Annotated in this window: 19 protein-coding genes; 13 read left to right on the top strand and 6 right to left on the bottom strand. The window is 71.1% G+C overall.

Annotation, left to right across the window (positions count from 1 at the left end):
- Positions 1-12: 12 nt before the first annotated feature.
- The 3 genes from AB0F72_RS33405 to AB0F72_RS33395 form a co-directional block, all read right to left on the bottom strand.
- The gene (locus tag AB0F72_RS33405) at positions 13-615 is read right to left on the bottom strand and encodes a TetR/AcrR family transcriptional regulator (RefSeq protein ID WP_360439911.1); all 603 of its coding nucleotides are present in this window, start codon (positions 613-615) and stop codon (positions 13-15) included.
- Positions 616-626: 11 nt separating this feature from the next.
- A complete protein-coding gene (locus tag AB0F72_RS33400) occupies positions 627-2,225 on the bottom strand; it encodes an MFS transporter (protein WP_360439909.1) in 1,599 nt (532 codons plus the stop codon).
- Positions 2,226-2,690: 465 nt separating this feature from the next.
- Positions 2,691-4,952 carry an EAL domain-containing protein gene (locus tag AB0F72_RS33395; protein ID WP_360439906.1) on the bottom strand — a complete coding sequence of 754 codons (2,262 nt, stop codon included), beginning with the start codon at positions 4,950-4,952 and terminating at the stop codon, positions 2,691-2,693.
- A 180-nt stretch (positions 4,953-5,132) separates the two neighbouring features.
- Here AB0F72_RS33395 and AB0F72_RS33390 point away from each other — a divergent pair, with 180 nt between their 5' ends.
- Genes AB0F72_RS33390 through AB0F72_RS33370 form a run of 5 tightly spaced genes read left to right on the top strand, consistent with a single transcriptional unit; the run spans position 5,133 to position 10,243 of the window.
- The gene (locus tag AB0F72_RS33390) at positions 5,133-6,767 is read left to right on the top strand and encodes an ABC transporter substrate-binding protein (protein WP_360439903.1); all 1,635 of its coding nucleotides are present in this window, start codon (positions 5,133-5,135) and stop codon (positions 6,765-6,767) included.
- The gene (locus tag AB0F72_RS33385; protein ID WP_360439900.1) at positions 6,764-7,705 is read left to right on the top strand and encodes an ABC transporter permease; all 942 of its coding nucleotides are present in this window, start codon (positions 6,764-6,766) and stop codon (positions 7,703-7,705) included. The genes AB0F72_RS33390 and AB0F72_RS33385 overlap by 4 nt, the downstream gene beginning before the upstream one ends.
- A complete protein-coding gene (locus AB0F72_RS33380) occupies positions 7,702-8,526 on the top strand; it encodes an ABC transporter permease (protein ID WP_360439897.1) in 825 nt (274 codons plus the stop codon). Before AB0F72_RS33385 ends, AB0F72_RS33380 begins: the two co-directional genes overlap by 4 nt.
- On the top strand, positions 8,523-9,470 hold the full coding sequence (locus AB0F72_RS33375; protein WP_360439894.1) for an ABC transporter ATP-binding protein: 948 nt from the start codon (positions 8,523-8,525) through the stop codon (positions 9,468-9,470). Before AB0F72_RS33380 ends, AB0F72_RS33375 begins: the two co-directional genes overlap by 4 nt.
- Positions 9,467-10,243: an ATP-binding cassette domain-containing protein gene (locus AB0F72_RS33370; protein WP_360439891.1), complete on the top strand. Its 777-nt coding sequence runs from the start codon at positions 9,467-9,469 to the stop codon at positions 10,241-10,243. Before AB0F72_RS33375 ends, AB0F72_RS33370 begins: the two co-directional genes overlap by 4 nt.
- On the opposite strand, the gene AB0F72_RS33365 is transcribed toward AB0F72_RS33370, so the two are convergent.
- Positions 10,185-10,817: a TetR family transcriptional regulator gene (locus AB0F72_RS33365; protein WP_360439888.1), complete on the bottom strand. Its 633-nt coding sequence runs from the start codon at positions 10,815-10,817 to the stop codon at positions 10,185-10,187. The genes AB0F72_RS33370 and AB0F72_RS33365 overlap by 59 nt on opposite strands.
- Before the next feature lie 87 nt (positions 10,818-10,904).
- Here AB0F72_RS33365 and AB0F72_RS33360 point away from each other — a divergent pair, with 87 nt between their 5' ends.
- From AB0F72_RS33360 to AB0F72_RS33350, 3 genes are read left to right on the top strand one after another with little or no spacing between them, the layout of a single operon-like run.
- Positions 10,905-11,357 carry a DUF3237 domain-containing protein gene (locus AB0F72_RS33360; protein ID WP_360439885.1) on the top strand — a complete coding sequence of 151 codons (453 nt, stop codon included), beginning with the start codon at positions 10,905-10,907 and terminating at the stop codon, positions 11,355-11,357.
- Positions 11,357-13,063 (top strand): CocE/NonD family hydrolase, encoded by a 1,707-nt coding sequence (locus AB0F72_RS33355; protein ID WP_360439882.1) that lies wholly within the window; start codon positions 11,357-11,359, stop codon positions 13,061-13,063. Before AB0F72_RS33360 ends, AB0F72_RS33355 begins: the two co-directional genes overlap by 1 nt.
- A 44-nt stretch (positions 13,064-13,107) precedes the next feature.
- Positions 13,108-14,469, top strand: coding sequence for an amidase family protein (locus tag AB0F72_RS33350; protein ID WP_360439879.1), 1,362 nt, complete (start codon positions 13,108-13,110; stop codon positions 14,467-14,469).
- 603 nt (positions 14,470-15,072) lie between these two features.
- On the opposite strand, the gene AB0F72_RS33345 is transcribed toward AB0F72_RS33350, so the two are convergent.
- Positions 15,073-15,507 carry a MarR family transcriptional regulator gene (locus tag AB0F72_RS33345; RefSeq protein ID WP_360439876.1) on the bottom strand — a complete coding sequence of 145 codons (435 nt, stop codon included), beginning with the start codon at positions 15,505-15,507 and terminating at the stop codon, positions 15,073-15,075.
- 146 nt (positions 15,508-15,653) lie between these two features.
- On the opposite strand from AB0F72_RS33345, the gene AB0F72_RS33340 reads away from it, so the two are divergent.
- The 4 genes from AB0F72_RS33340 (at position 15,654) to AB0F72_RS33325 (ending at position 19,464) form a co-directional block, all read left to right on the top strand.
- Positions 15,654-16,550 carry an SDR family oxidoreductase gene (locus AB0F72_RS33340; protein ID WP_360439981.1) on the top strand — a complete coding sequence of 299 codons (897 nt, stop codon included), beginning with the start codon at positions 15,654-15,656 and terminating at the stop codon, positions 16,548-16,550.
- A gap of 92 nt (positions 16,551-16,642) precedes the next feature.
- Positions 16,643-17,530: an amidohydrolase family protein gene (locus AB0F72_RS33335; protein WP_360439978.1), complete on the top strand. Its 888-nt coding sequence runs from the start codon at positions 16,643-16,645 to the stop codon at positions 17,528-17,530.
- On the top strand, positions 17,527-17,985 hold the full coding sequence (locus AB0F72_RS33330; protein WP_360439873.1) for a MaoC family dehydratase: 459 nt from the start codon (positions 17,527-17,529) through the stop codon (positions 17,983-17,985). The genes AB0F72_RS33335 and AB0F72_RS33330 overlap by 4 nt, the downstream gene beginning before the upstream one ends.
- Before the next feature lie 6 nt (positions 17,986-17,991).
- On the top strand, positions 17,992-19,464 hold the full coding sequence (locus tag AB0F72_RS33325) for a long-chain fatty acid--CoA ligase (protein WP_360439870.1): 1,473 nt from the start codon (positions 17,992-17,994) through the stop codon (positions 19,462-19,464).
- Here the strand turns inward: AB0F72_RS33325 and AB0F72_RS33320 are convergent.
- Entirely contained in the window at positions 19,409-20,200 is a 792-nt protein-coding gene (locus AB0F72_RS33320) for an NAD-dependent deacylase (RefSeq protein WP_360439867.1), read from the bottom strand. The genes AB0F72_RS33325 and AB0F72_RS33320 overlap by 56 nt on opposite strands.
- Positions 20,201-20,349: 149 nt before the next feature.
- On the opposite strand from AB0F72_RS33320, the gene AB0F72_RS33315 reads away from it, so the two are divergent.
- Positions 20,350-20,574, top strand: coding sequence for a hypothetical protein (locus AB0F72_RS33315; protein WP_360439864.1), 225 nt, complete (start codon positions 20,350-20,352; stop codon positions 20,572-20,574).
- The last annotated feature ends 256 nt before the right edge of the window (positions 20,575-20,830 follow it).

Raw genomic sequence — 20,830 nt, 5'->3', positions numbered from 1 at the left:
GCGAATCAGGAACTAGCGGGCCCCGCCCAGCACCGCGTCCACCAGCTTCTCCGCGAACCCCTCGTCCGGCACCAGGTCCTGCAGGCGCAGCATCGACTGGATCATCGAGGGGGCGGAGAGCATCAGCGCGGTCATCTCCACGTCCAGATCGGCGCGGAGCTCGCCGGTCGCGACGCCGCGCCGCAGCACCTCCCGCATCACCTCGCGCCGCGGCTCGACGACCGCATGGTGCATCCGCGCCAGCCCGTCGTCCTTGATCAGCTCGGGGAGCAGGCAGGCGGTGACCTTGCCGTAGCGCAGGGCGCGCGGCGTGCGGTTGGCCTTGATCAGGGAGATCAGATCCTCCCGGACCGACTCCCCGGCCAGCTCCGGCAGCGGGCCTTTCATGGCGCGGACCGCGTCGGCGATCAGCGCCTCCTTGTTCGGCCAGCGGCGGTAGATGGTGGCCTTGCCGACGCCGGCTTTCGCCGCCACCGCCTCGATCGAGACGGCGGCGGCGCTCTGCCCGTCGCTGATCAGCGCCAGCACCGCGTCGAGGATGGCCTCGTCGGCCTGGGCGTTACGGGGCCGGCCAGGAGCCTTGCGCTCCTGGCCGGCGTCGGTGCTGGTGCTCATGGCGTTCATTGTTACCGAGTGGTTTCCGCGCCGGCCAGTTCCAGGCCCGGCTCCTCGGCGAGACTCTCGGCCACGGTCGGGGCCGGCTCGTCCGCGGGGCGCTTGCCGGGCAGCCAGAGGGCCGCGACCAGGGCGCCGAGCAGCGCGAACACCGTCGAGCCGACGGACGCGTAGTGCATCGCCGTGACGAACGCCTCGTTGGCGCCGGTCAGCAGCGCGGGCGCGGCGGATCCGGCCTCCCCGGCGACCGCGTAGGCGCCGGCGATCGACTCGCGGGCCAGGTCGGCGGCGGCGTCCGGCAGCCCGGCCGGCGCCTCGAGGTGACTGCGGTAGACCGAGGACACCACCGCGCCGAGGACCGCGACGCCGAGCGCGCCACCGAGCTGGCGGATCGTGTTGCTGACCGCCGAGCCGACACCGGCCTTCTCCCGCGGCAGCGCCGACATGATCGCTTCGGTGGCCGGCGGCATCACGTTGGCCATGCCGACGCCCTGCACGAAGAACGCCACCGCGACGATCCAGATCGGGGTCTCGGCGCCGATGAACACCCAGAGGGCCAGCGCGCCGGCGACCAGGACCAGGCCGACAGTGCTGACCGCCTTCGGGCCGAACTTCTTGACCATGTTCGCGCTGAGCGGCGCGAAGATCATCTGACCGAGCGCGAACGGCACGAAGAGCGCGCCGGACGCGAGCGGGCCGTAACCGCGGACCATCTGCAGGTAGAACGCGCCGAAGAACATCGAACCCATCGCCGCGAAGAAGACCAGGCCGATGATGCCGGTCGACGCCGAGAACTGGCGGTTCCGGAAGAGCCGCACGTCCAGCGACGGGAAGGTGATCCGGCGCTCGTAGAGCACGAACGCCACCATGATCAGCACACCCGCGGTCAGCGTGCCCCAGGCCAGCGGCTCGCCGAAACCGTCCTCACCGCCCTTGATCACGCCGTAGGTGAGCAGGGTCAGGCCGACGATCGAGAGCAGCACGCCGAACACGTCGATCCGGTTCGGCTTCGGGTCCCGCGACTCCGGCACCAGCACGAACACCAGCGCCACACCGGCCACCACGATCGGCACGTTGATCAGGAAGACCGAGCCCCACCAGAAGTGCTCCAGCAGCACGCCGCCGAGCACCGGGCCGATCGCCACGGCCAGGCCGACCGCGCCGGCCCAGACGCCGATGGCGCGCGGGCGCTCCTTCGGATCGAACACGTTCGCGATGATCGAGAGGGTGGCCGGCATGACGGCCGCGGCGCCCAGGCCCATCACGGCACGCGCCGCGATCAGCATGTCGGGACTCGTGGCGTACGCCGAGAACAGCGACGCCAGGCCGAAAACGATCAGGCCGAACACGAGCGAGATCCGGCGCCCCAGCCGGTCCGCCAGAATGCCGGCGGTGAACAGCAACCCGGCGAAGACCAGGGTGTACGAGTTGATCGCCCACTCCAGCTCACTCTGGCTGGCGCCCAGGCCGTGCTCCGGGTCGGCGATCGTGCGCATCGCGACGTTCAGCACGGTGTTGTCGAGAACGACCACGAGCAGGCTGATCACCAGCACGCCGAGAATGGCCCAGCGCCGGGGATGCCCGGCCTGAGGTTGAACGTGGGTACTCATGGACTGGCGCCCCCGAAACCATTTCCGATACGGAACTGTTCCGTATCACAACGCAACCTACCAGCCGTCCAGCGAAACGGAACGGTCTCGTATCGAAAGTAACCCCCATCACAACCTCCTTTCCGGTACGCGCCGAGCAGTCCCCACCCGCAGCCCCACCAGTCCCGAAGCACCCCGCGACTGACGACCACGGCCCGGCGCGACCCGCCGCCGGCCCCGGCGCCAGGCGCAGCGTGTTGAGTTGGGGCGCGTTCCGCACCCGAATTCCCCACGCGGGGTGGCACTCGGGGTTGCGTGTTGAGTTGGGGCGCGTTCCGCACCCGAATTCCCCACGCGGGGTGGCACTCGGGGTTGCGTGTTGAGTTGGGGCGCGTTCCGCACCCGAACTCCACACGCGGGGTGGCACCCGGGGTTGCGTGTTGAGTTGGGGCGCGCTCCGCACCCGAATTCCACACGCGGAGGTTGTCAGTGGTGCGGTGGCGGGTGGGCGGCGGCGGTCAGGGCCAGGCGGTTCTGCTCGGCGGCCGCTATGTGGTCGAGGATCTCGGTCGCGTCCAGCGGATGGGCCAGCAGGAAGCCCTGGGCGTACTCGCAGCCCAGCTCGCGCAGGACCGCCATGTCCGCCGGGTCCTCCACGCCCTCGGCGACCGAGACCATGCCGAGGGCGTGCGCCATCCCGACCATCGCGTCGGCGAGGGAGCGGCGGGCCGGGTCGGAGGCGATGCCGGAGACGAACGTGCGGTCGATCTTCACGATGTCCCAGCCGTGGTCGGCGACGCGGGCCATCGAGGAGTACCCGGTGCCGAAGTCGTCGACCGCGAGTTTCACCCCGGCGCGGCGCAGCGGGCCCAGGGCGGCCTCCACCGTCTCCGGTTCGGCCAGGCCGGTCTCGGTGAGCTCGAGGGTGAGCGCGAAGGCCGGGGTGCCGGCCCGCCGCAGCGCGGTGAGCACCGCCTCGGTGGTGGTGGCGTCGAGCTGGCGCGGTGACAGGTTCACCGCGATCGGGATCCAGCCGCCGGTCCGGTTGTACCAGGTGCGCTGCTCGTGCAGGGCCTGCTCCAGGACGGCCGCGAAGAGCGGGGCGACCATCCCGGTCGCCTCGGCCATCGGCACGAACTCGGCCGGCGGCAGGACCCCGTCCCGGGGGTGGTGCCAGCGGGCCAGGGCCTCCACCGAGCTGAGCCGGCCGTCGTCGACCCGGTAGACCGGCTGGTAGACGCAGAACAGCTCGCCGGGGTGGTGCAGCGCCCGGCGGAAGTCGGCGTCCCGGCGCAGCCGTCGTGCCGCCTCCGCGCGGGTCCGCACGTCGAAGCGGACGGTCCGGCCCCGGCCGGAGGACTTCGCCTGGTACATCGCGATGTCGGCGTCCTGCAGCAGCGCGTCCGGGTCGTCGCCGCTCTCGCCGGTGGTGCGCAGGCCGATCGAGAGCGACGCGAAGAACTCGCTGCCGTCGGTGAGGCGCAGCGGCTCGGCCAGCCGGTCGGCGATCCGCGCGGCGATGTCGTCGGCCTCCTCCTCGGTCACCGCCGGCATCAGGATGACGAACTCGTCGCCGCCGAGCCGGCAGACCAGGTCGTCGCTGCGGACCGTGTCGCGCAGCCGGTCGGCGATGGCGACCAGCAGCTGGTCACCGGCGTCGTGGCCGAGGCTGTCGTTGACCATCTTGAAGTGGTCCAGGTCGCAGAAGAGCAGGCCGGTCCGGGTGGCGCCGCCGGCCGGCAGGGAGCTGAGGGCGAGAGCCAGCCGGTCCATCAGCAGGCTGCGGTTGGCCAGGCCGGTGAGCGGGTCGTGCGCGGCGCGCCGGGCCAGCTCGTGGATCGGTGAGATGAGCCGGATCGCGACGAGCGACATCGAGATCGAGGCGCCGACGATCAGCGGCGTGTCCGGCTCCGGGTTCCAGAACAGGTGCAGGGTGGGCAGCACGAGCGAGGCGCTGAAGAGCGTGACCGCGCGCGGCACGGTGAGCATGACCAGCGCGGAGCGGCGCGGGGTGGTGACGACCATCGACGGGTGCAGGGCGGCCGTGGCGATCAGGATCGGCATCGCCATCCAGCCGAGGTCCAGCGGGCTGCCCTCGGCGTAGGTGCCGGCCAGGCTCTGCTGGGTGTAGAGCGTGTCCGAGACGAACCAGGCGAGCAGGCCGAGGAGCAGGGCGCGGGCGCCCAGCGTGCGCAGGTGGATGCCGAGCGCCAGGGCAAGCGCGCAGTACACCACGAAGAGCGTGCTGGCCGGCGCGGCGATCGCGACGAACTGGGCGAGCGGGGTGCCGCCGAGGGTGTGTATCGGGTCCAGCACGAGTATCCAGGCGAGGCTGGCGAGCGGCGTCACGATGATCGCCGCGTCGATGAACGCGGTCCGGCCGGCGCGTGCCGCGAGGGCCGCCGCGCCGGCCGCGATCGCGAGGTGCCCGAGCAGGTAGAGCGCGTCCGCGGCGGACGGGAAGGGCGCGGTCAGGCCGCGTGCCGGGTAGCTCGCGAAGAGCACGTCGCCGAGGGCCGAGGCGGCCAGCCCGGCCACGATGAGCTGCCAGCCGAGCCGCCGGTGCGGCGCGTGCCGGACCAGGCCGTACCAGGTGGCGATCGGGGCCGTGCCGTTCACCGCCACGTAGATCCACCGGGTGGCGGCGTTGAGCGGGGCCATCAGGTACCCGGCAGCGGCCGCCGACGTGACGACCAGGTAGATCCACCACAGATGCCGGACCAGTCCGGCGGACTGCGTCGCACCCATGCCGTTCTGATCGGCCGTCGCGGCGGCGCGCGGAGTGACAAGAGTTCTTCGTCAGCGCAGACTACCGCGTTGTAGCTGGCTGTACAGGGGCAGTTAATAGTTGATTTCCAGGATTGACAATCTATAGCCGGAGCGGAAGCCTGAGGCGGTCAACGCCGCGCATTCGTTCCGGGAGTTGCATTGAAGCCTGTATATAGAACCGGTGCCGCCCTGCTCCTCGGCCTGACTCTGACCGCCTGCTCGGGCAGCGGCGAGGCGCCCTCGACCGGAGCGAGCGCCGTCGAGCTGGTCGAGACCACACCGGCCGCGACCGGCGAGGTCGACACGGTCACCTGGGCGCTGCCGTCCGGCGAGCCGTCCTCACTCGATCCCGCCCGCACCGGCGACTACTCGGCGAACACGGTCGTCACGAATCTCTGCGAGAGCCTGCTGCGCCTGGAGCCGGACTTCTCCACCGCACCGGGCCTGGCCAGCGCGGTGACCCAGAAGAGCCCCACCACCGTTGTCATCACGGTGCGCGACGGCGTGACGTTCTGGGACGGCTCGCCGCTCACCGCCGCCGACGTGGCCTACAGCCTGAAGCGCAACATGGACCCGAAGGTGGGCTCCTACGCGGCCCACGTCTACGCCAACGTCGCCACCGTCGCCGAGACCGGGCCGCTGGAGGTCACTGTCACGTTCCGCAAGCCGGACGTGCAGTTCGTACCGGACATGGCCGGTGTGCCGGGCGCGATCATCCAGGAGAAGTTCGCCGGTAAGGCCGGGGCCGGGTTCGGCACCGCCGCGGGCGGGCTCATGTGCACCGGGCCGTACCAGCTCGGCGAGTGGAGCAGCGGTCAGAAGATCACCCTGAAGCGGTACGACGGCTACTGGGACACCAGCCGCAAGGCGAAGGCGGCCACGTTCACGTTCGTCCCGCTCACCGACAGCAGCACGCTGACCAGCGCGCTGCTCGCCGGCGAGGTGGACGGCGTCTACGGCGCGCCGGTCGGCAGCATCGCCGCGCTTCAGCGCTCCGGCACCGGCACGCTCTACTTCGGGCCGAGCACCGAGTCGTTCAGCCTCGGCCCGGTCACCGCCGAGGGGCCGGCCGCCGACCCGAGGATCCGGCAGGCCCTCGACCTGGCGATCGACAAGACCAGCTTCATCACCAGCGTGCTCAAGGGCGCGGGCTCGCCGCTGAAGACCTTCACCCCGCCGCTCTCCTGGCACGGCAGCCCGGCCAAGGACGTCTACGACGCCGGGTACGCGGCGCTGCCGGACACCACCGCGGCCGACCTGGAGGCCGCGAAGAAGCTCGTCGCCGAGGCCGCCCCGAGCCGCACCGATCTGGTGATCGCGACGGCCGCCGGCGACCAGTCGCTGCTCCAGACGGCCACGATCGCGCAGGCCGCCGCGCGGCAGATCGGCCTGAACATCACCATCAAGCAGTTGCAGCCGGCCGAGTACGCCGGGATGTTCTACGACCCGTCGCTGCGGGCCGGCATCGACCTGATCGCGACCACCGGGTACCTCGAAGTGCCGGGCGCGCTCTACTACGCGCCGGGTTTCGTGCTCAAGGGCGAGACGTTCAACTGGACGAACTACGAGAACCCCGAGGTCACCGCGAACATCGAGGCGGCCGTCTCGGCGACCGACCCGGTGGTGTCGGCGCAGAAGTTCGTGGCCGCGCAGGCGATCTACGGGCCGGCGAAGCTGCAGATCACGCTGGCCGGCTCCTACAACCGGCTCTACCTGAACAAGCGGATCACCGGCGCGCCGGCCAGTTTCTCCTACATCAGCTCACCGTGGGCGGCGCTCGTGGGGGCGGCGTGATCGGGTTCCTCGGGCGCAAGCTGGCCGCGCTGGTCGCCACCGTGGCGGTCGCCAGCCTGGTCATCTTCGGGGCGCTGTACCTGGCGCCCGGCGACCCGGCCGCCCTGCTCGCCGGCGGGCACCAGCCCAACCCGGCGGCACTGGCCGAGATCCGGGCCCGGTACCACCTCGACGATCCGTTCCTGGCGCAGTACTGGCACTGGCTGTCCGGGCTGCTGACCGGTGATCCGGGCGACTCGATGGTGCTGAAGCAGCCGGTCACGGGTTTGATCGCGGCACGACTGCCGACCACGGCGCTTCTGGTCGCGTGCGCCAGTCTCCTGATCTTGATTCTCGGCGTCTCCTCCGGGTTCGTCGCGGGAGTGGCCGGCCGGCGGGTGGACAGCGTGCTCACGGTGACCACGACGGTGCTGATGGCGGCGCCCGCGTTCGTCGCGGCGATCCTGCTGATCTGGGTGTTCGCCACGAAGCTCGCCTGGTTCCCGGTCTACGGCTCGGGGACCGGGTTCGCCGGCCGGATCCACCACCTCACGCTGCCGGCGCTCGCGCTCAGCGGCGGCTACCTGGCCTACGTCAGCCGGATCACCCGGACCGAGGTGCGCGCCGAGCTCGCCTCCGACCACGTGGCCGCCGCCCGTGCCCGCGGCCTGCCCCGCGGGCACCTGCTGGGCCGGCACGTGCTGCGCAACGCGGCGCCGCCGATCCTCGCGGTCTCCGGGGTCACCGTGGCCGGGCTCTTCGCCGGCACCGCCGTCGCCGAGCAGGCGTTCGGGGTGAGCGGGCTCGGCTCGCTGCTGGTGCAGAGCGCCGCCCGGCAGGACATGGTGGTGGTGCAGGCCCTCGCGCTGCTGCTGGTCGCCGTCTTCGTGCTGGTCAACACGCTCGTCGACGTGCTCAACGCGGTGCTCGACCCACGTCTGCTGAGGGAGCGCGGATGAAACTCCTGGTGAAGACGCCGCGCCGGGCGCTGCCGGTGGCCGCGGTGGTCTGCGTGCTGGCCACGTCGACGGCGCTGCTGGCGCCGTGGATCGCGCCGCACGACCCGAACGCCGTCGATCCGCTCAACGCCTACGCGCCGATCTCCGCCGCGCACCCGCTCGGCACCGACGACCTCGGCCGCGACCTGTTCTCCCGGCTCGTCGCCGGCGCCCGGACCAGCCTGTTCGGGCCGCTCGTCGTGGTGCTCGCCGCGGGGACGGCCGGCACCGCTCTCGCGGTCGCCGCCGCCTGGTTCGGCGGCTGGTTCGACAACCTGGTCTCCCGGGCGCTCGACGTGCTGTTCGCGTTCCCCGGACTGGTCCTGGCGATCACCGTGGCCGCGCTCTTCGGCACCGGCTTCATCACGCCGGTGGTGGCGCTGTCGCTGGCGTTCGTGCCGGTCATCGCCCGGGTGATGCGGGCGGCGGCGCTGCGCGAGCGCTCCCTGCCGTACATCGAGGCGCTGCGCGTGCAGGGCTTCTCCGGCTGGCACATCTGCCGGCGGCACCTGCTGCCGAACCTCGCGCCGCTGCTGCTGGTCCAGGCCGCGATCGGCTTCGGGTACGCGATGATCGACCTCGCCTCGATCTCGTTCCTCGGCCTCGGGCTGCAACCACCGGCCGCGGACTGGGGATTGATGATCGCGAACGGTCAGCCGTCGATCCTGGCCGGATTCCCGCAGCAGTCCCTCTACGCCGCGATCGCCGTGGTGATCACGGTGGTGGCGTTCACCGCCGTCGCCGAACGGCTCGCTCTGCGGTTCGGCGGTGACGTGCGATGACGCTGCTGGATTTCGAGCACCTCGGTGTCCGGCTCGGCGAGCGGCCCATCCTGCGGGACGTGACGCTCTCGGTGCGGGCCGGTGAGGCCGTGGGTCTCGTCGGCGAGTCCGGATCGGGCAAGTCGATGACGGTCAAGAGTGTGGTGCGGCTGCTGCCGGACGGGGCGACCGTGGACGGGTCGGTGCGGTTCGAGGGGATCGACGTGCATGCGATGAGCCCCGCTGAGCTGCGGCGTTTCCGGTCCCGGGACGTCGCCATGGTCTTCCAGGACCCGCGCGCCACGGTGAACCCGGTGCGGACCGTCGGTGACTTCCTCACCGAGGTCCTGCGGGACCAGGGGATCGGCCGGACCGAGGCCACGCGGCGCGCTGCCGGGTTGCTCTCCGAGGTCGGCGTCGGCGACGCGGAGCGCAGGCTCAGCCAGCGTCCGTACGAGTTGAGCGGCGGCCTCCTGCAGCGGGTGGTGATCGCGGCCGCCCTGCTGACCGAGCCGAAGCTGATCCTCGCCGACGAGCCGACCACCGCCCTCGACGTCACCACCCAGGAGGAGGTGGTGGCGATCCTCAACGAGCAGCGGCACCGGCGGTCCGCCGCGCTGCTGTTCATCACCCACGACCTGGAACTGGCAGCGGCGGTCTGCGACCGGATCGCGGTGATGTACGCCGGGGAGGTCGTGGAGATCCTGCCGGCCGGTCAGCTGCACGCGGGGGCGCGTCACCCGTACACCCGGGCGCTCCTGGAATCCCGGCCCGGCGCCGTGCCGCCGGGCGAACGCCTGCGGACCGTGCCCGGAGTGCCGCAGTCCGCGCTGACCGCGCCGGCCGGCTGCGTCTTCGCCGACCGATGCCCGCTCGCCACGGACGGCTGCCGTGACAAGCGGCCGGTGCTGCTGCCGATCGGCGCCGGACTCGCCGCCTGTCACCTGGTTCGGGAGGACTCGTGAGCACGCCGCTTCTGGAAATCCGTGACCTGCGGAAGGTCTTCAAGGACTTTGTCGCGGTCGACCGGGTGAGCTTCACCGTCCCGGCCGGTGGCTCGCTCGCGGTGGTGGGGGAGTCCGGCTCCGGGAAGACCACGTGCGCCCGGATCGTCACCGGCCTGGAACGGGCCACCTCGGGCTCGGTCCTGCTGGACGGCAGGGCCGGCCTGGGACGGCGTCAGCGGGCATCCGTCGTGCAGATGGTGTTCCAGGACCCGTACCTCTCCCTGGATCGCCGGCAGACCGTGCGCGACTGCCTCGACGAGGTCCTGGCCCACCATGATCGCGCTCGGGACCGGCGCGGCCGGGCCGCGCGGATCGCCGAGCTGCTCGACCTGGTCGGGCTCGGCCAAGGGCTCGGGACTGCGCTGCCGCGGCACCTCTCCGGCGGGCAGCGGCAGCGGGTGGCGATCGCCCGGGCGCTCGCCGCGAACCCGAAGCTGCTGGTGCTCGACGAGGCGGTCGCCGCGCTGGACGTGTCGATCCAGGCGCAGATCCTGAACCTGCTCGTTGACGCGCGGGCGGCGACCGGGGTCGCCTACCTGTTCATCACCCACGACCTGTCGGTGGTGCGGCACGTCTGCGAGGACGTCGTGGTGATGTGCCGGGGCCGGGTCGTCGAGTCGGGGCCGGTCGCCACCGTGCTCGACACGCCGTCCGACGAGTACACCCGGCGGCTCATCGCGTCGGTGCCGCGTCCCGGCTGGACGCCGGCGCGGGCGGTGACCCGTGGCTGAGCCTTTCCAGGAGCGCCTCGGCAGCGGTGCGGACCAGGCCGCCGGAGGCGACCGGGAGCTGGAGCTCGGCCATCATCGAGTTGCCCATCGCCAGGCACCACACTCCGTAGGCGACAGTGCGCCGCGCTCCCGGCATCGCCGCCGGGTGCTCGGCGGCGATCGCGTCCTCGACGGCCTGGATCGCCCGCGTGTAGTGGCTCTGCATGGTGGACCGGATGCTCTCGTCGGCGATCCCCGCCGTGATCAGCTCGCGGATCACGGTGTCGTCGTCGCTGATCGGCAGAAAGCCGATGCTGAACAGGTAATCCATCATGATCGCCAGCTTCTCGCGGTCGGGCGCGCCGGCGATCCGGTCGATGAACTCGGCCTGATAGCCGGTGTAGAGCCAGGCCGCGAAGCCGCGCAGCAGGTCGTCCCGGTTGCCGACGTAGTGCCGGACGTGGCTGCGGCTCAGCCCGGACTCCTCCGCGACCCGTTCGAGCGTGGTGCCGGCCAGGCCGTTCTTCCGCAGGCACCGGCCGGTGGCCTGCATGATCTGTTCGGTCCGTTCGGCCGCCATGCTCGGGCGTCCCATCCCGGCTCCCCTCGTCAGCTCCGGTGCTCCCGCTCCGGTGACTCAGCTTAGTTGATTGTCATTTCCGAAAAGAAAACGAGGACGTTGATGTTCGAGCTCCCCGATCCCCAGCTGGTCTTCGCCTTCGAGGCGCGAGTCGATGTCGCCGCGTCGCTGGACATCGGTGACGGCATGTATTTCACCCCGATCACCGGCGGGACGGTGTCCGGCCCGAAGCTCTCCGGACGGGTGCTGGCCGGCGGTGGTGACTGGTCGACGACGCGGGGCCAGGTGACGTCGCTCGACGCGCACTATCTGCTGGAGGCCTCCGACGGCTCGGTGATCGATATCCGGAACCGTGGTTTCTGGCGGGCGTCTCCGGAGGTGGACGCGCGGGTGGAGGCCGGCGAGGACCTGCCGGAAACCTCATACTATTACCGCACTTCGCCGGTTTTCCAGACCGCCGCTCCGGCTCATGCGTGGCTGGCGTCGACAGTGTTCGTCGGGCTGGCCCGGGGAGAGCGCGGCCAGGTCTGCATCCGGTTCTTCGAGGTGCTCTGATGAGCGTCTCCTTCTCCCGGATCGGGCCCGGCCCGGTGTCGCCGGACGCCACCCAGCACATGGTCCGGATGCGCGACGGGGTGCGGCTCGCCACCGACGTCTACCTGCCGGCCCCGGACTGTGGCCCCGGCCCGGCGATCCTCACCCGGTTGCCGTACGACAAGTCGGGCGAGTACACGTTCATGTCCCGGATCGCTGCCTACTTCACCGCGCGGGGATACCGGATGATCGTGCAGGACGTGCGCGGCAAGTTCCGCTCCGAGGGCGAGACGCTGCTCTTCGTCAACGAGGCCTACGACGGGTACGACACCCTGGACTGGGTGATCAATCAGGACTGGTCGGACGGCACGGTCGGGATGTGGGGCGACTCCTACTACGGGTTCACCCAGTGGGCGGCGGCGTCGACCGGGCATCGGGCGCTGCGGGCGATGGTCCCCCGGGTCACCGGCACCCGGCTCGGCGAGCTGCCGATCCCGGCGCCCGGCCGGCGCACCCGCGACGTGGAGATGTCGGTGCACCGGTTCTATCCGCTGTCGATGTTCCACGACCGGGACATCCTGGACTGGCAGATCGACTGGTCGCAGCGGCCCCTCGCGGCGCAGGTCGAGGAGTTCTTCACCGCGGTCGGCAGCCGGTCCGCCTCCTACGACCTGTGGTTCCCGTACCCGGTCAGCCTGCGGCGGTTCCCGGCCGGCAGCCCGTTCGACGCGCCCGCCGTGCCGGTGCTGATGACGATCGGCTGGTGGGACAACTGCGCGCCGTGGCAGTGGTCGGACCACCGGGAGATCGCCGCGCGGCCGGCCTGGGCGCGCAACGAGTACCTGCGCCTCGAGGCGATCGACCACGAGAACAACAGCCATTTCACTCCCGGCGTGCCGAACACCGACCCGTCGTTCCTGCCCCGCTATCTCGACCCGGCCGTGGAGTTCTTCGACGTGTTCCTGCGCGGGGAGGACCGTGAGCTGCCCGGGGTGCGCTGGCAGCTGGCCGGGTCCGGGGACGCGTCGTTCCGCTCCTGCGCTCAGTGGCCGCCCGAGGATGCGTACCCTCGCCGGTGGCGCCTGGCCGGCGGGGAAGCGGCAGTGGGTGACGCGCCCGGCGGGACCCTCACGTTCTCGCCGCCATCACCCGCCGGGTCCGCGGAGTCCGCGGGGGCCGCTGGGTCCGCTGGGTCCGCCGGGTCCGCGGAGATCGTCTCCTGGACGCACGACGCCGCTGATCCGGTGCCCTCGCCGGTGGGTGACGCGTTCGCGTTCCTCGCCGAGTGCCCCGACGAGCGTGACCTCGCCGCGCGCCCGGACGTGCTGGTGTTCTCGTCGTCGGCCGTCCCGGCGCCGCTCGACCTCGCCGGCCCGGTGCGTCTCGACGCCGTGACCGGCTCGGACGGTCCGGAGATGGATCTCTTCGCCCGGCTGCTGGACGTCGCGCCCGACGGATCGGCCAGGATGATCGCTCGCGGACAACAAACAATCATTGACCCGGGTACGGCCTTCGCCGTCACGATCGACATGGGCCACCTCGGATACCGGCTCGCGGCGGGGCACGCGCTACGGCTCACGCTGGCGTCGAGTGACGCGCCGGAGTTCGTGCCGGCGCCGGGGACCGGGGAGCATCGGTGGCTGGCCGGCAAGACGGTCCCGAATCGGCAGTGGCTGCATGTCGGCTCGACGTTCCTGACAGTTACCGTGCTGGAGAAGGCGGCTTGACAATGACTTTTACCGAAATGTCAGCGTTTACCATCGCGGCTGGCGTGCGCGACGGGCGCTTCACCGCTGCCGAGGTCGTCGAGGCGCACCTGGCCCGGATCACCGCCGTGAACCCGTCGGTCAACGCGGTGACGGTGACACTCGACGCCCGCGCCCGGGAAGCCGCGGCGGCCCTCGACGACCGGATCGCTTCCGGACACGAGGCCGGTCCGCTCGCCGGTGTGCCGATCACCGTGAAGGAGAACATCGATCTCACCTGGTCGGCGACCACGTCCGGGCTCCCGTTCGCGGCCGACGCCGTCCCGGCGGCCAACGCCACGTTCGTCGACCGGCTGCTCGCGGCCGGGGCGATCCCGGCCGGCCGGGGGAACATGCCGGACATCGGGCTGCGCTGGGACACCGACAACGACCTGTTCGGACGGACGATCAACCCGTGGGACCCGGCGCGCGTCCCGGGCGGATCCAGCGGCGGGGACGCGGTCGCCGTCGCCACCGGGATGGCCGCGGCCGGGGTCGGCAACGATTACGGCGGGTCGTTGCGGTTGCCGGCGCACGCGGCCGGGATCGTGGCGCTGCGGCCGTCGGCGGGACGGGTGCCGGCGCCGTCGCGCACGGTCGAGCCGCTGCCGTTGTCGCTGCAGCACATGGCGGTGAACGGGCCGCTCGCTCGGAGTGTGGACGATCTGGACCTGCTGTTCTCGGTGATGCACGGGGCGGACGACTTCGACCCGCTGTCGCTGACCGTTCCCCATTTTTCCGGATATGACGGCATTCGTCGGGTGGCAGTGACAGCGGATCCGGCGGGCTGGGGAGTCGACCCCATCGTCGCCGCCGCCGTGCGGTCGGCGGCCGACGCCCTCGCCGCGGCCGGGTGGGAGGTCGAGGAGGCCGAGCCGCCCGCGATCGACAGGTGCGCGACCCTGTGGCGGCAGCTGTCGTCCACCGAGAACGCGCCGATGCTGCTCACGCCGGGGGTGTTCCCGGGACCACTCTCCGAGGGGACGGTCCGCTACTTCCGGGACAACATCGCGGACGTGCAGCTACTCGACACATCGGCGGCCTACCAGGGCGCGTGGGCGGAACGTTTCGTGCACGCGGCGGCCTGGCGGGCGTTCCACGCCCGATACCCCGTCGTGCTCGGGCCGGTCACCACGCAGGCCATGCCCATCATCGGGTACGACCTGAGCGGGCCGGCCGCGGCTACCGAGCTGTGGCGCTCGCACCGTCTGCTGGTGACCGCCAACTTCCTCGGTCTGCCGGCCGTCGCCGTCCCGACCGGGGTGGACGGGCGGAGGCCGCTGGGGGTGCAGGTTCTCGCCCGCCAGAACGGTGAACACGTGGCGCTGGCGGCGGCCCGGGACATCGAGGCGGCGTTCCCGGCGGTGACCCCGATCGACCCGTCCTGACCAGCGCCGCCGCCCGGCCATCCAGCTGGTCCGGCTGGCGCCCGGTGTCGTGTGGGCAGCGCTGCCCGCCGGCTGGTCCGGCCGGCTGGTCCGGCTGGATGGTCCGGCTGGCTGGTTGGCTGGTCCGGCTGGTTGGTTCGGCGGGCGGCGAGGCTCGCGAGCCGTAGCGCAGGCAGGTTGTTTGGCCCGGGTACCTGTGTCAGCTACGGCTGGGTTCCGCGAGCCGTAGCGTAGGCAGGTTGTTCGGGCGGGGAACCTGTGTGAGCTACGGCTCGGGGTGGCGAGCCGTAGTGCAGGCATGTTGTTTGGCCCGGGAACCTGCGTCGGCTACGGCTGGGGTGGGCGAGCCGTAGTGCAGGCATGTTGTTCGGCCCGGGAAGCTGCGTCGGCTACGGCTGGGGTGGGCGAGCCGTAGTGCAGGCATGTTGTTCGGCCCGGGAACCTGCGTCGGCTACGGCTCGGATCTCGGCGCATGGCGGGCCGGGCGGATCCGGGGCGCGGCGCGGCGAGGGCGGGTCGCGGGCGCGGTGGGACTGGCGATTTGCGCGGTGGTGCGGGCCGGCTCGGGCGGTCAGGATCGAAAGCGGTCAGGATCGGGAGCGGTCAGGTCAGGGACTGCCATCCGGTTATCAGGGACTGCCGGAAGTCGGCCGTCTGGGCGGGGGACATCTTGCTGGTCATGCGATTCTCCAGCTCGGCCACCGGGTCGCTGACCGCGGCGAGCAGCGCGCGGCCCTCCGGAGTGAGACGGATCAGCAGCTCGCGCCGGTTGCCGGTGTTGCGTTCGCGGCGGATCAGGCCTCGGGATTCGAGGGCGCGGACCATGTCGGCCATCGACTGGGCTGTGACGAACGAGTCGCGGGCCAGCTGGGCGGCGGACAGGCCGTCGTGGCGTTCGAGGACTGTCAGCGCCGTGTACTGCAGTGCCGTGATGCCGGACGACCGGACCACCTCGTCGAGGCGGGCGCGGACCGCCAGCTCAAGCTGTTTGACGAGGTAGAGCATCGACGGCATGGCGGTCACCCCTTGTTCGTGCACGGACCGTCAGATTACCCCATTGACAGGAAACCTGATCGTCATCAAGACTTTAGATCGACAGGATTCCTGTTGATAGGGAGCGGCGAGCCGGGGACTGGCGTGTCGCCCGTCCGTGCGAGAGGTTGATGGGTATGGATCTGAACGGCATCGATCTAGGTGGCCGGGTCGCCGTTGTCACCGGGAGCGGGCGCGGTCTCGGCCTCGCGTACGCCAAGGCGCTCGCGGCGGCCGGCGCGTCCGTCGTGATCAACGACGTGGACCCGGTGGTGGTCGACGCCGCTGTGGCCGAGGTGCCCGGCTCGATCGGCGTGGCCGCCGCGGTCGGCAGCGCGGAGACCGCGGACCGGCTGGTCAGTGCCGCGGTCGACACCTTCGGCCGGCTCGACGTGCTGATCACGAACGCCGGGATCCTGCGTGACCGGGTGCTCTGGAAGATGTCCGACGAGGACTTCGACGCGGTGATCGGCGTGCACCTGCGCGGCACGTTCACGTGTGCCCGTGCCGCCGCGATCCGGATGCGCGAGCAGGGTGACGGCGGGCGGCTCATCCTGATCTCCTCGCCGGCCGGGCAGCGGGGCAATTTCGGTCAGACCAACTACGCGGCGGCGAAGGCGGGCATCGCCGCGATGGCCCGTACGTGGGCGCTCGAACTCGGTCGTGCGGGCATCACCGTCAACGCGGTCGTGCCGGTCGCCGCCACCGAGATGACCAAGACCATTCCGGCGTTCGCCCCGGTGATCGAGGAGTCCGAGCGGACCGGCACCCCGTTCCCGGCCTGGCTGCGCCGCGACGAGGGCCTGGGCACCGTCGAGGACGTCACCGGGCTGATCGTCTTTCTCGCCTCGGAGGCGTCGAAGGACGTCACCGGCCAGGCCATCGGCATCGGCGGGGACCGGCTGGCGCTCTGGTCGCACCCGGCGGAGAAGAGCGTCGCGTTCGCGGACGGCGGCTGGAGCGCCGCGGCCATCGCCGACAGCTGGGCCACCGGCGTCGGCTCGGCGCCGGAGACCTACGGCATCCCCGCACCCCAGGCGCCCCGATGAGCTCGGAGAAGACCACCCCGGGCGCGATGAGCCCCGAGGAACGCACCCCAGGCGCCCCGACGAGCTCCGAGAAGACCACCCCGGGCGCCGCTGTGAACCTGGAGCAGCTCGTCGCCCTCGACGTGCACACCCACGCCGAGGTCAGCCGGGACGGCCGCGGGTCGCTGAGCCCCGCGCTGCTCGGCGCGTCCGAGGACTACTTCAAGGCGCACGGCCACCGGCAGCCGACGATCGCCGAGACCGCTGACTACTACCGGTCCCGGCGGATGGCCGCGGTGGTCTTCACTGTCGACGCCGAGCATGCCACCGGGCACCCGCGGATCTCGAACGAGGAGATCGCCGAGGACTGCGCCGAGCACGCCGACGTGCTCATCCCGTTCGCGAGCATCGACCCGTACAGGGGCCGGGCCGGTGTCCGGGAGGCGCGCCGCCTGGTCGAGGAGTACGGCGTCCGCGGCTTCAAGTTCCACCCGAGCATCCAGGGCTTCGCGCCGGACGACAGGCTCGCCTATCCGCTCTACCAGGCGATCGAGGAGCTCGGCGCGGTCGCGCTCTTCCACACCGGACAGACCGGGATCGGTGCCGGCGTGCGCGGTGGCGGCGGGATCCGGCTGAAGTACTCGAACCCGATGCTCGTCGACGACGTCGCCGTCGACTTCCCGGACCTGCGGATCATCCTGGCCCATCCGTCGTTCCCGTGGCAGGACGAGGCCCTGGCCGTCGCCACCCACAAGGAGCACGTCTACATCGACCTGTCCGGCTGGTCGCCCAAGTACTTCCCGCCGCAGCTGGTCCGGTACGCGAACAGCCTGCTGCAGGAGAAGGTGCTGTTCGGCTCGGACTACCCGGTCCTCACCCCGGACCGCTGGCTGGCCGACTTCGAGAAGCTCGAGATCAAGCCCGCCGTACGGCCCAAGATCCTCAAAACCAATGCCGCACGCCTGCTATTTCCAGCGCATCGAACGGAGAACGAGAAATGACCACGACCGTGAACGGCCTCGACGGACTGAAGGCGCTCGTCGGCCAGGAGCTCGGCTCGTCCGAGTGGCTGGAGATCACCCAGGAGCGGGTGAACACGTTCGCCGACGCCACCGACGACCACCAGTGGATCCACGTCGACGTGGAGCGGGCCAACCAGGGCCCGTTCGGCGGGCCGATCGCCCATGGGTACCTCACGCTGTCGCTGGTGATCCCGCTGTTCAGCTCGCTGCTCACGGTGGAGGGCGTCACGATGGGCCTGAACTACGGCCTGGAGAAGGTGCGCTTCCCGACCCCGGTGAAGGTCGGCTCCAAGATCCGCCTGACCGCCCGGGTGGTCAGCGTCGAGGACGTGCCCGGCAACGGTGTGCAGAGCACGTTCGACTTCACCGTCGAGGTGGACGGCTCGTCGAAGCCGGCGTGCGTGGCGCAGCCGGTCTACCGGCACTACGCCTGACCCACCGTGAACGACCACGGACTGGGATCGTGGCCGGGGCGCCGGGCGGCGATGTCGCCCGGCCACACGGCACTGATCTTCGAGGATCGGCCGGTCACGTTCGCCGCCCTGTACGAGCGGATCTGCCGGCTGGCCTCGGCGTTGCGCCGTGACGGGGTGAAGCGGGGGGACCGGGTCGCCTATCTGGGTCCCAACCACCCGGCCTTCGTGGAGACGATGTTCGCGACGCACATGCTCGGCGCGATCTTCGTGCCGCTGAACGTCCGGCTCACCCCGCCGGAGATCGGCTACCAGCTGGAGCACAGTGGCGCGGTGGCGCTGATCCACGCGATCCCGACGCCGTCGAAGCTACCGATCAAGATCGATTTATCGGCGTACGAGGAATTTGCCGCTACCGGTACGCCGGAGCCCTTCGACGAGCCCGTCGACCTCGACGACGTCGCCTGCGTCCTCTACACCTCCGGCACCACCGGCCACCCCAAAGGCGCCACCCTCACCCACGGCAACATCGTCTGGAACTGCTACAACCTGCTGGTCGCCGTGGACGTGGCGGCCGACGAGGTGACGCTCGTCAGTGCGCCGCTGTTCCACGTGGCCGCGCTCAACCAGTGCCTGCTGCCGACGTTCCTCAAGGGCGGCACGTCGGTGATCATGCCGAGCTGGGACGTGGACGGCTGCTTCGACCTGATCGCCCGGCACCGGGTGACCTGGATGTTCGGCGTCTCCACGATGTATGCCGGGCTCAGCCGGTCACCCCGCTGGCCGGCCGCCGACCTGTCGTCGGTGCGCAGCCTGATGACCGGCGGCGCCTCCGTTCCGGAGGCGTTGATCCGGACGTATCAGGAGCGGGGCCTGGCCTTCTGCCAGGGGTACGGGATGACCGAGACCGCACCGGGAGCGACGTTCCTGGAAGCGCGGGAAAGTCGCGAGCATGTCGGTTCGGCGGGCCTGCCGGTGTTCTTCGCGGACGTCCGGTGCGCCGCGCCGCCGGGTGAGCCGGGCGAGGTGCTGGTGCGCGGACCCAACGTGACGCCCGGTTACTGGAACGACCCGGTGGCGACGGCCGCCGCGTTCGAGCCGGGTGGCTGGTTCCGGTCCGGGGACCTGGCGGTCGTCGACGAACGGGGGCACTTCCGGATCGTCGACCGGACCAAGGACATGTACATCTCCGGCGGGGAGAACGTCTACCCGGCTGAGGTGGAGGCGGCGATCTTCGAGCATCCCGGCGTGGCGGAGGCGGCCGTGATCGGGGTCGCGGACGAGAAGTGGGGTGAGGTGGGGCGGGCTTTCGTCGTACCCACGCAAGGTTTTGATCTTGCACCCGCGGATGTGCCGGCGTTCCTGGCCGGGCGGCTGGCGAAATACAAGATTCCGGTCTATGTGGACATCGTGGACGACCTGCCGCGCACCGGGTCCAACAAGGTCAGGAAGGCGCCGCTGCGGGATCGTCCGCTGCCGGCTCCGGCCAGGCCTTCGTGACCAGCTCGGGCAGGATCCGGGCGGCGCTGCCCCGGAGGTTGACCAGCGCTACCGGATCCATCGGAGTGGGATGCGGGTTGACCTGGACGACAGCGGCGCCGGCCCGCGCCGCGAGACGGGGGATCTCGGCGGCCGGATAGACCCTCCCGGATGTCCCGACGGTCAGCAGGACGTCACACGCGGAGGCGGCGCGGGCCGCGGCTTCGAGCGCCGCCTCCGGCAGCGCCTCACCGAACCACACCACACCCGGACGAACAAGACAATTGCAGTGTACGCACGTCGGCGGCCGCACCCGGCGTCCCTCGTCCGGCTCTTCCGTGGCTGCCGGCACCGCAACGGCTTCGCCGCAGCCCGAGCAACGGGGTGCGAAAAGACTGCCGTGCAGATGCACCGGGTCCCGTGAGCCGGCGCGTTCGTGCAGGTCGTCCACGTTCTGCGTGATCACGACGGTGTCCGGGACGAGCCTCTCGATCGCGGCCACGGCCTGGTGCCCGGCGTTCGGCGTCACGGTGCTGACCCGGTGGCGGCGCCACTCGTACCAGCCCCAGACCAGGTCGGGCTGATCCTGGAACGCCTGCGGGGTGGCGAGCGCTTGCGCGTCGAACCGCTCCCACAAGCCGGTGAGCGCGTCCCGGAAGGTGGGCACGCCGCTCTCCGCCGAGATGCCCGCGCCGGTGAAGACCACCACCCGCCGGGCGTCGCCCAGCAGTTTCGCGGCCTGCACGATGTCGGCCATGCGTCCCCTTTCGCTGTCCCCGCTTTTCACTGTCTGCGCTCGGAAGTGTCGCAGTGCGACACGGCGGCCCGCATCACTGATCCGCACATGGGTCGTTGACCGGACGAGTGAGGCGGTGCGTGGAGGTGTGGTCATATGTCCGGAGTGGAATGCCGTTGACGCCTGCCCGGGCCACGCGTTCCCGGCGACACTGGAAGCGGCGGATGCGGGTGGCCGGCGCGTGGGTGTGGTCCGCGGTGGAGGGTCTGACCGCGCCGGGCGCGCGACCGGAACGCTCCGAGTCCGAGGTGAGCACGCTCGTCGCCGTGGTGACGCTGGCGGCGGGCGCCCTGTTCCTGCTGATCATGATGATCACCTGGCTGACGAGATCCTGACCCCCAGTTCCCGCGTGTGGACTTCGGGTGCGGAGCGCGCCCGGATTCCACACGCTCGGTGGCGCCGGTTCGTGTGTGTGGAGTTGGGGTGCGGAGCGCGCCCGGATTCCACACGCTCGGGTGGGTTCGGTGCTGTGTGTGGAGTTGGGGTGCGGAGGGTGCCCGGATTCCACACGCTCGGGTGGGTTCGGTGCTGTGTGTGGAGTTGGGGTGCGGAGGGTGCCCGGATTCCACACGCTCGGGTGGGTTCGGTGCT

This window comes from Actinoplanes sp. NPDC023936 (genome assembly GCF_040639325.1).
Classification (GTDB): Bacteria; Actinomycetota; Actinomycetes; order Mycobacteriales; family Micromonosporaceae; genus Actinoplanes.
The sequence above is the reverse complement of the archived record's forward strand: the minus strand, read 5'-3'. Positions and strand labels throughout refer to the sequence as shown.

What these genes read in the sequence shown, in the direction of transcription:
- AB0F72_RS33405 (WP_360439911.1), bottom strand. Translation starts at nt 615, where the DNA reads ATGAGCACCAGCACCGACGCCGGCCAGGAGCGCAAGGCTCCTGGCCGG.
- AB0F72_RS33400 (WP_360439909.1), bottom strand. Translation starts at nt 2,225, where the DNA reads ATGAGTACCCACGTTCAACCTCAGGCCGGGCATCCCCGGCGCTGGGCC.
- AB0F72_RS33395 (WP_360439906.1), bottom strand. Translation starts at nt 4,952, where the DNA reads ATGGGTGCGACGCAGTCCGCCGGACTGGTCCGGCATCTGTGGTGGATC.
- AB0F72_RS33380 (WP_360439897.1), top strand. Translation starts at nt 7,702, where the DNA reads ATGAAACTCCTGGTGAAGACGCCGCGCCGGGCGCTGCCGGTGGCCGCG.
- AB0F72_RS33375 (WP_360439894.1), top strand. Translation starts at nt 8,523, where the DNA reads ATGACGCTGCTGGATTTCGAGCACCTCGGTGTCCGGCTCGGCGAGCGG.
- AB0F72_RS33365 (WP_360439888.1), bottom strand. Translation starts at nt 10,817, where the DNA reads ATGGGACGCCCGAGCATGGCGGCCGAACGGACCGAACAGATCATGCAG.
- AB0F72_RS33360 (WP_360439885.1), top strand. Translation starts at nt 10,905, where the DNA reads ATGTTCGAGCTCCCCGATCCCCAGCTGGTCTTCGCCTTCGAGGCGCGA.
- AB0F72_RS33355 (WP_360439882.1), top strand. Translation starts at nt 11,357, where the DNA reads ATGAGCGTCTCCTTCTCCCGGATCGGGCCCGGCCCGGTGTCGCCGGAC.
- AB0F72_RS33330 (WP_360439873.1), top strand. Translation starts at nt 17,527, where the DNA reads ATGACCACGACCGTGAACGGCCTCGACGGACTGAAGGCGCTCGTCGGC.
- AB0F72_RS33320 (WP_360439867.1), bottom strand. Translation starts at nt 20,200, where the DNA reads ATGGCCGACATCGTGCAGGCCGCGAAACTGCTGGGCGACGCCCGGCGG.
- AB0F72_RS33315 (WP_360439864.1), top strand. Translation starts at nt 20,350, where the DNA reads ATGCCGTTGACGCCTGCCCGGGCCACGCGTTCCCGGCGACACTGGAAG.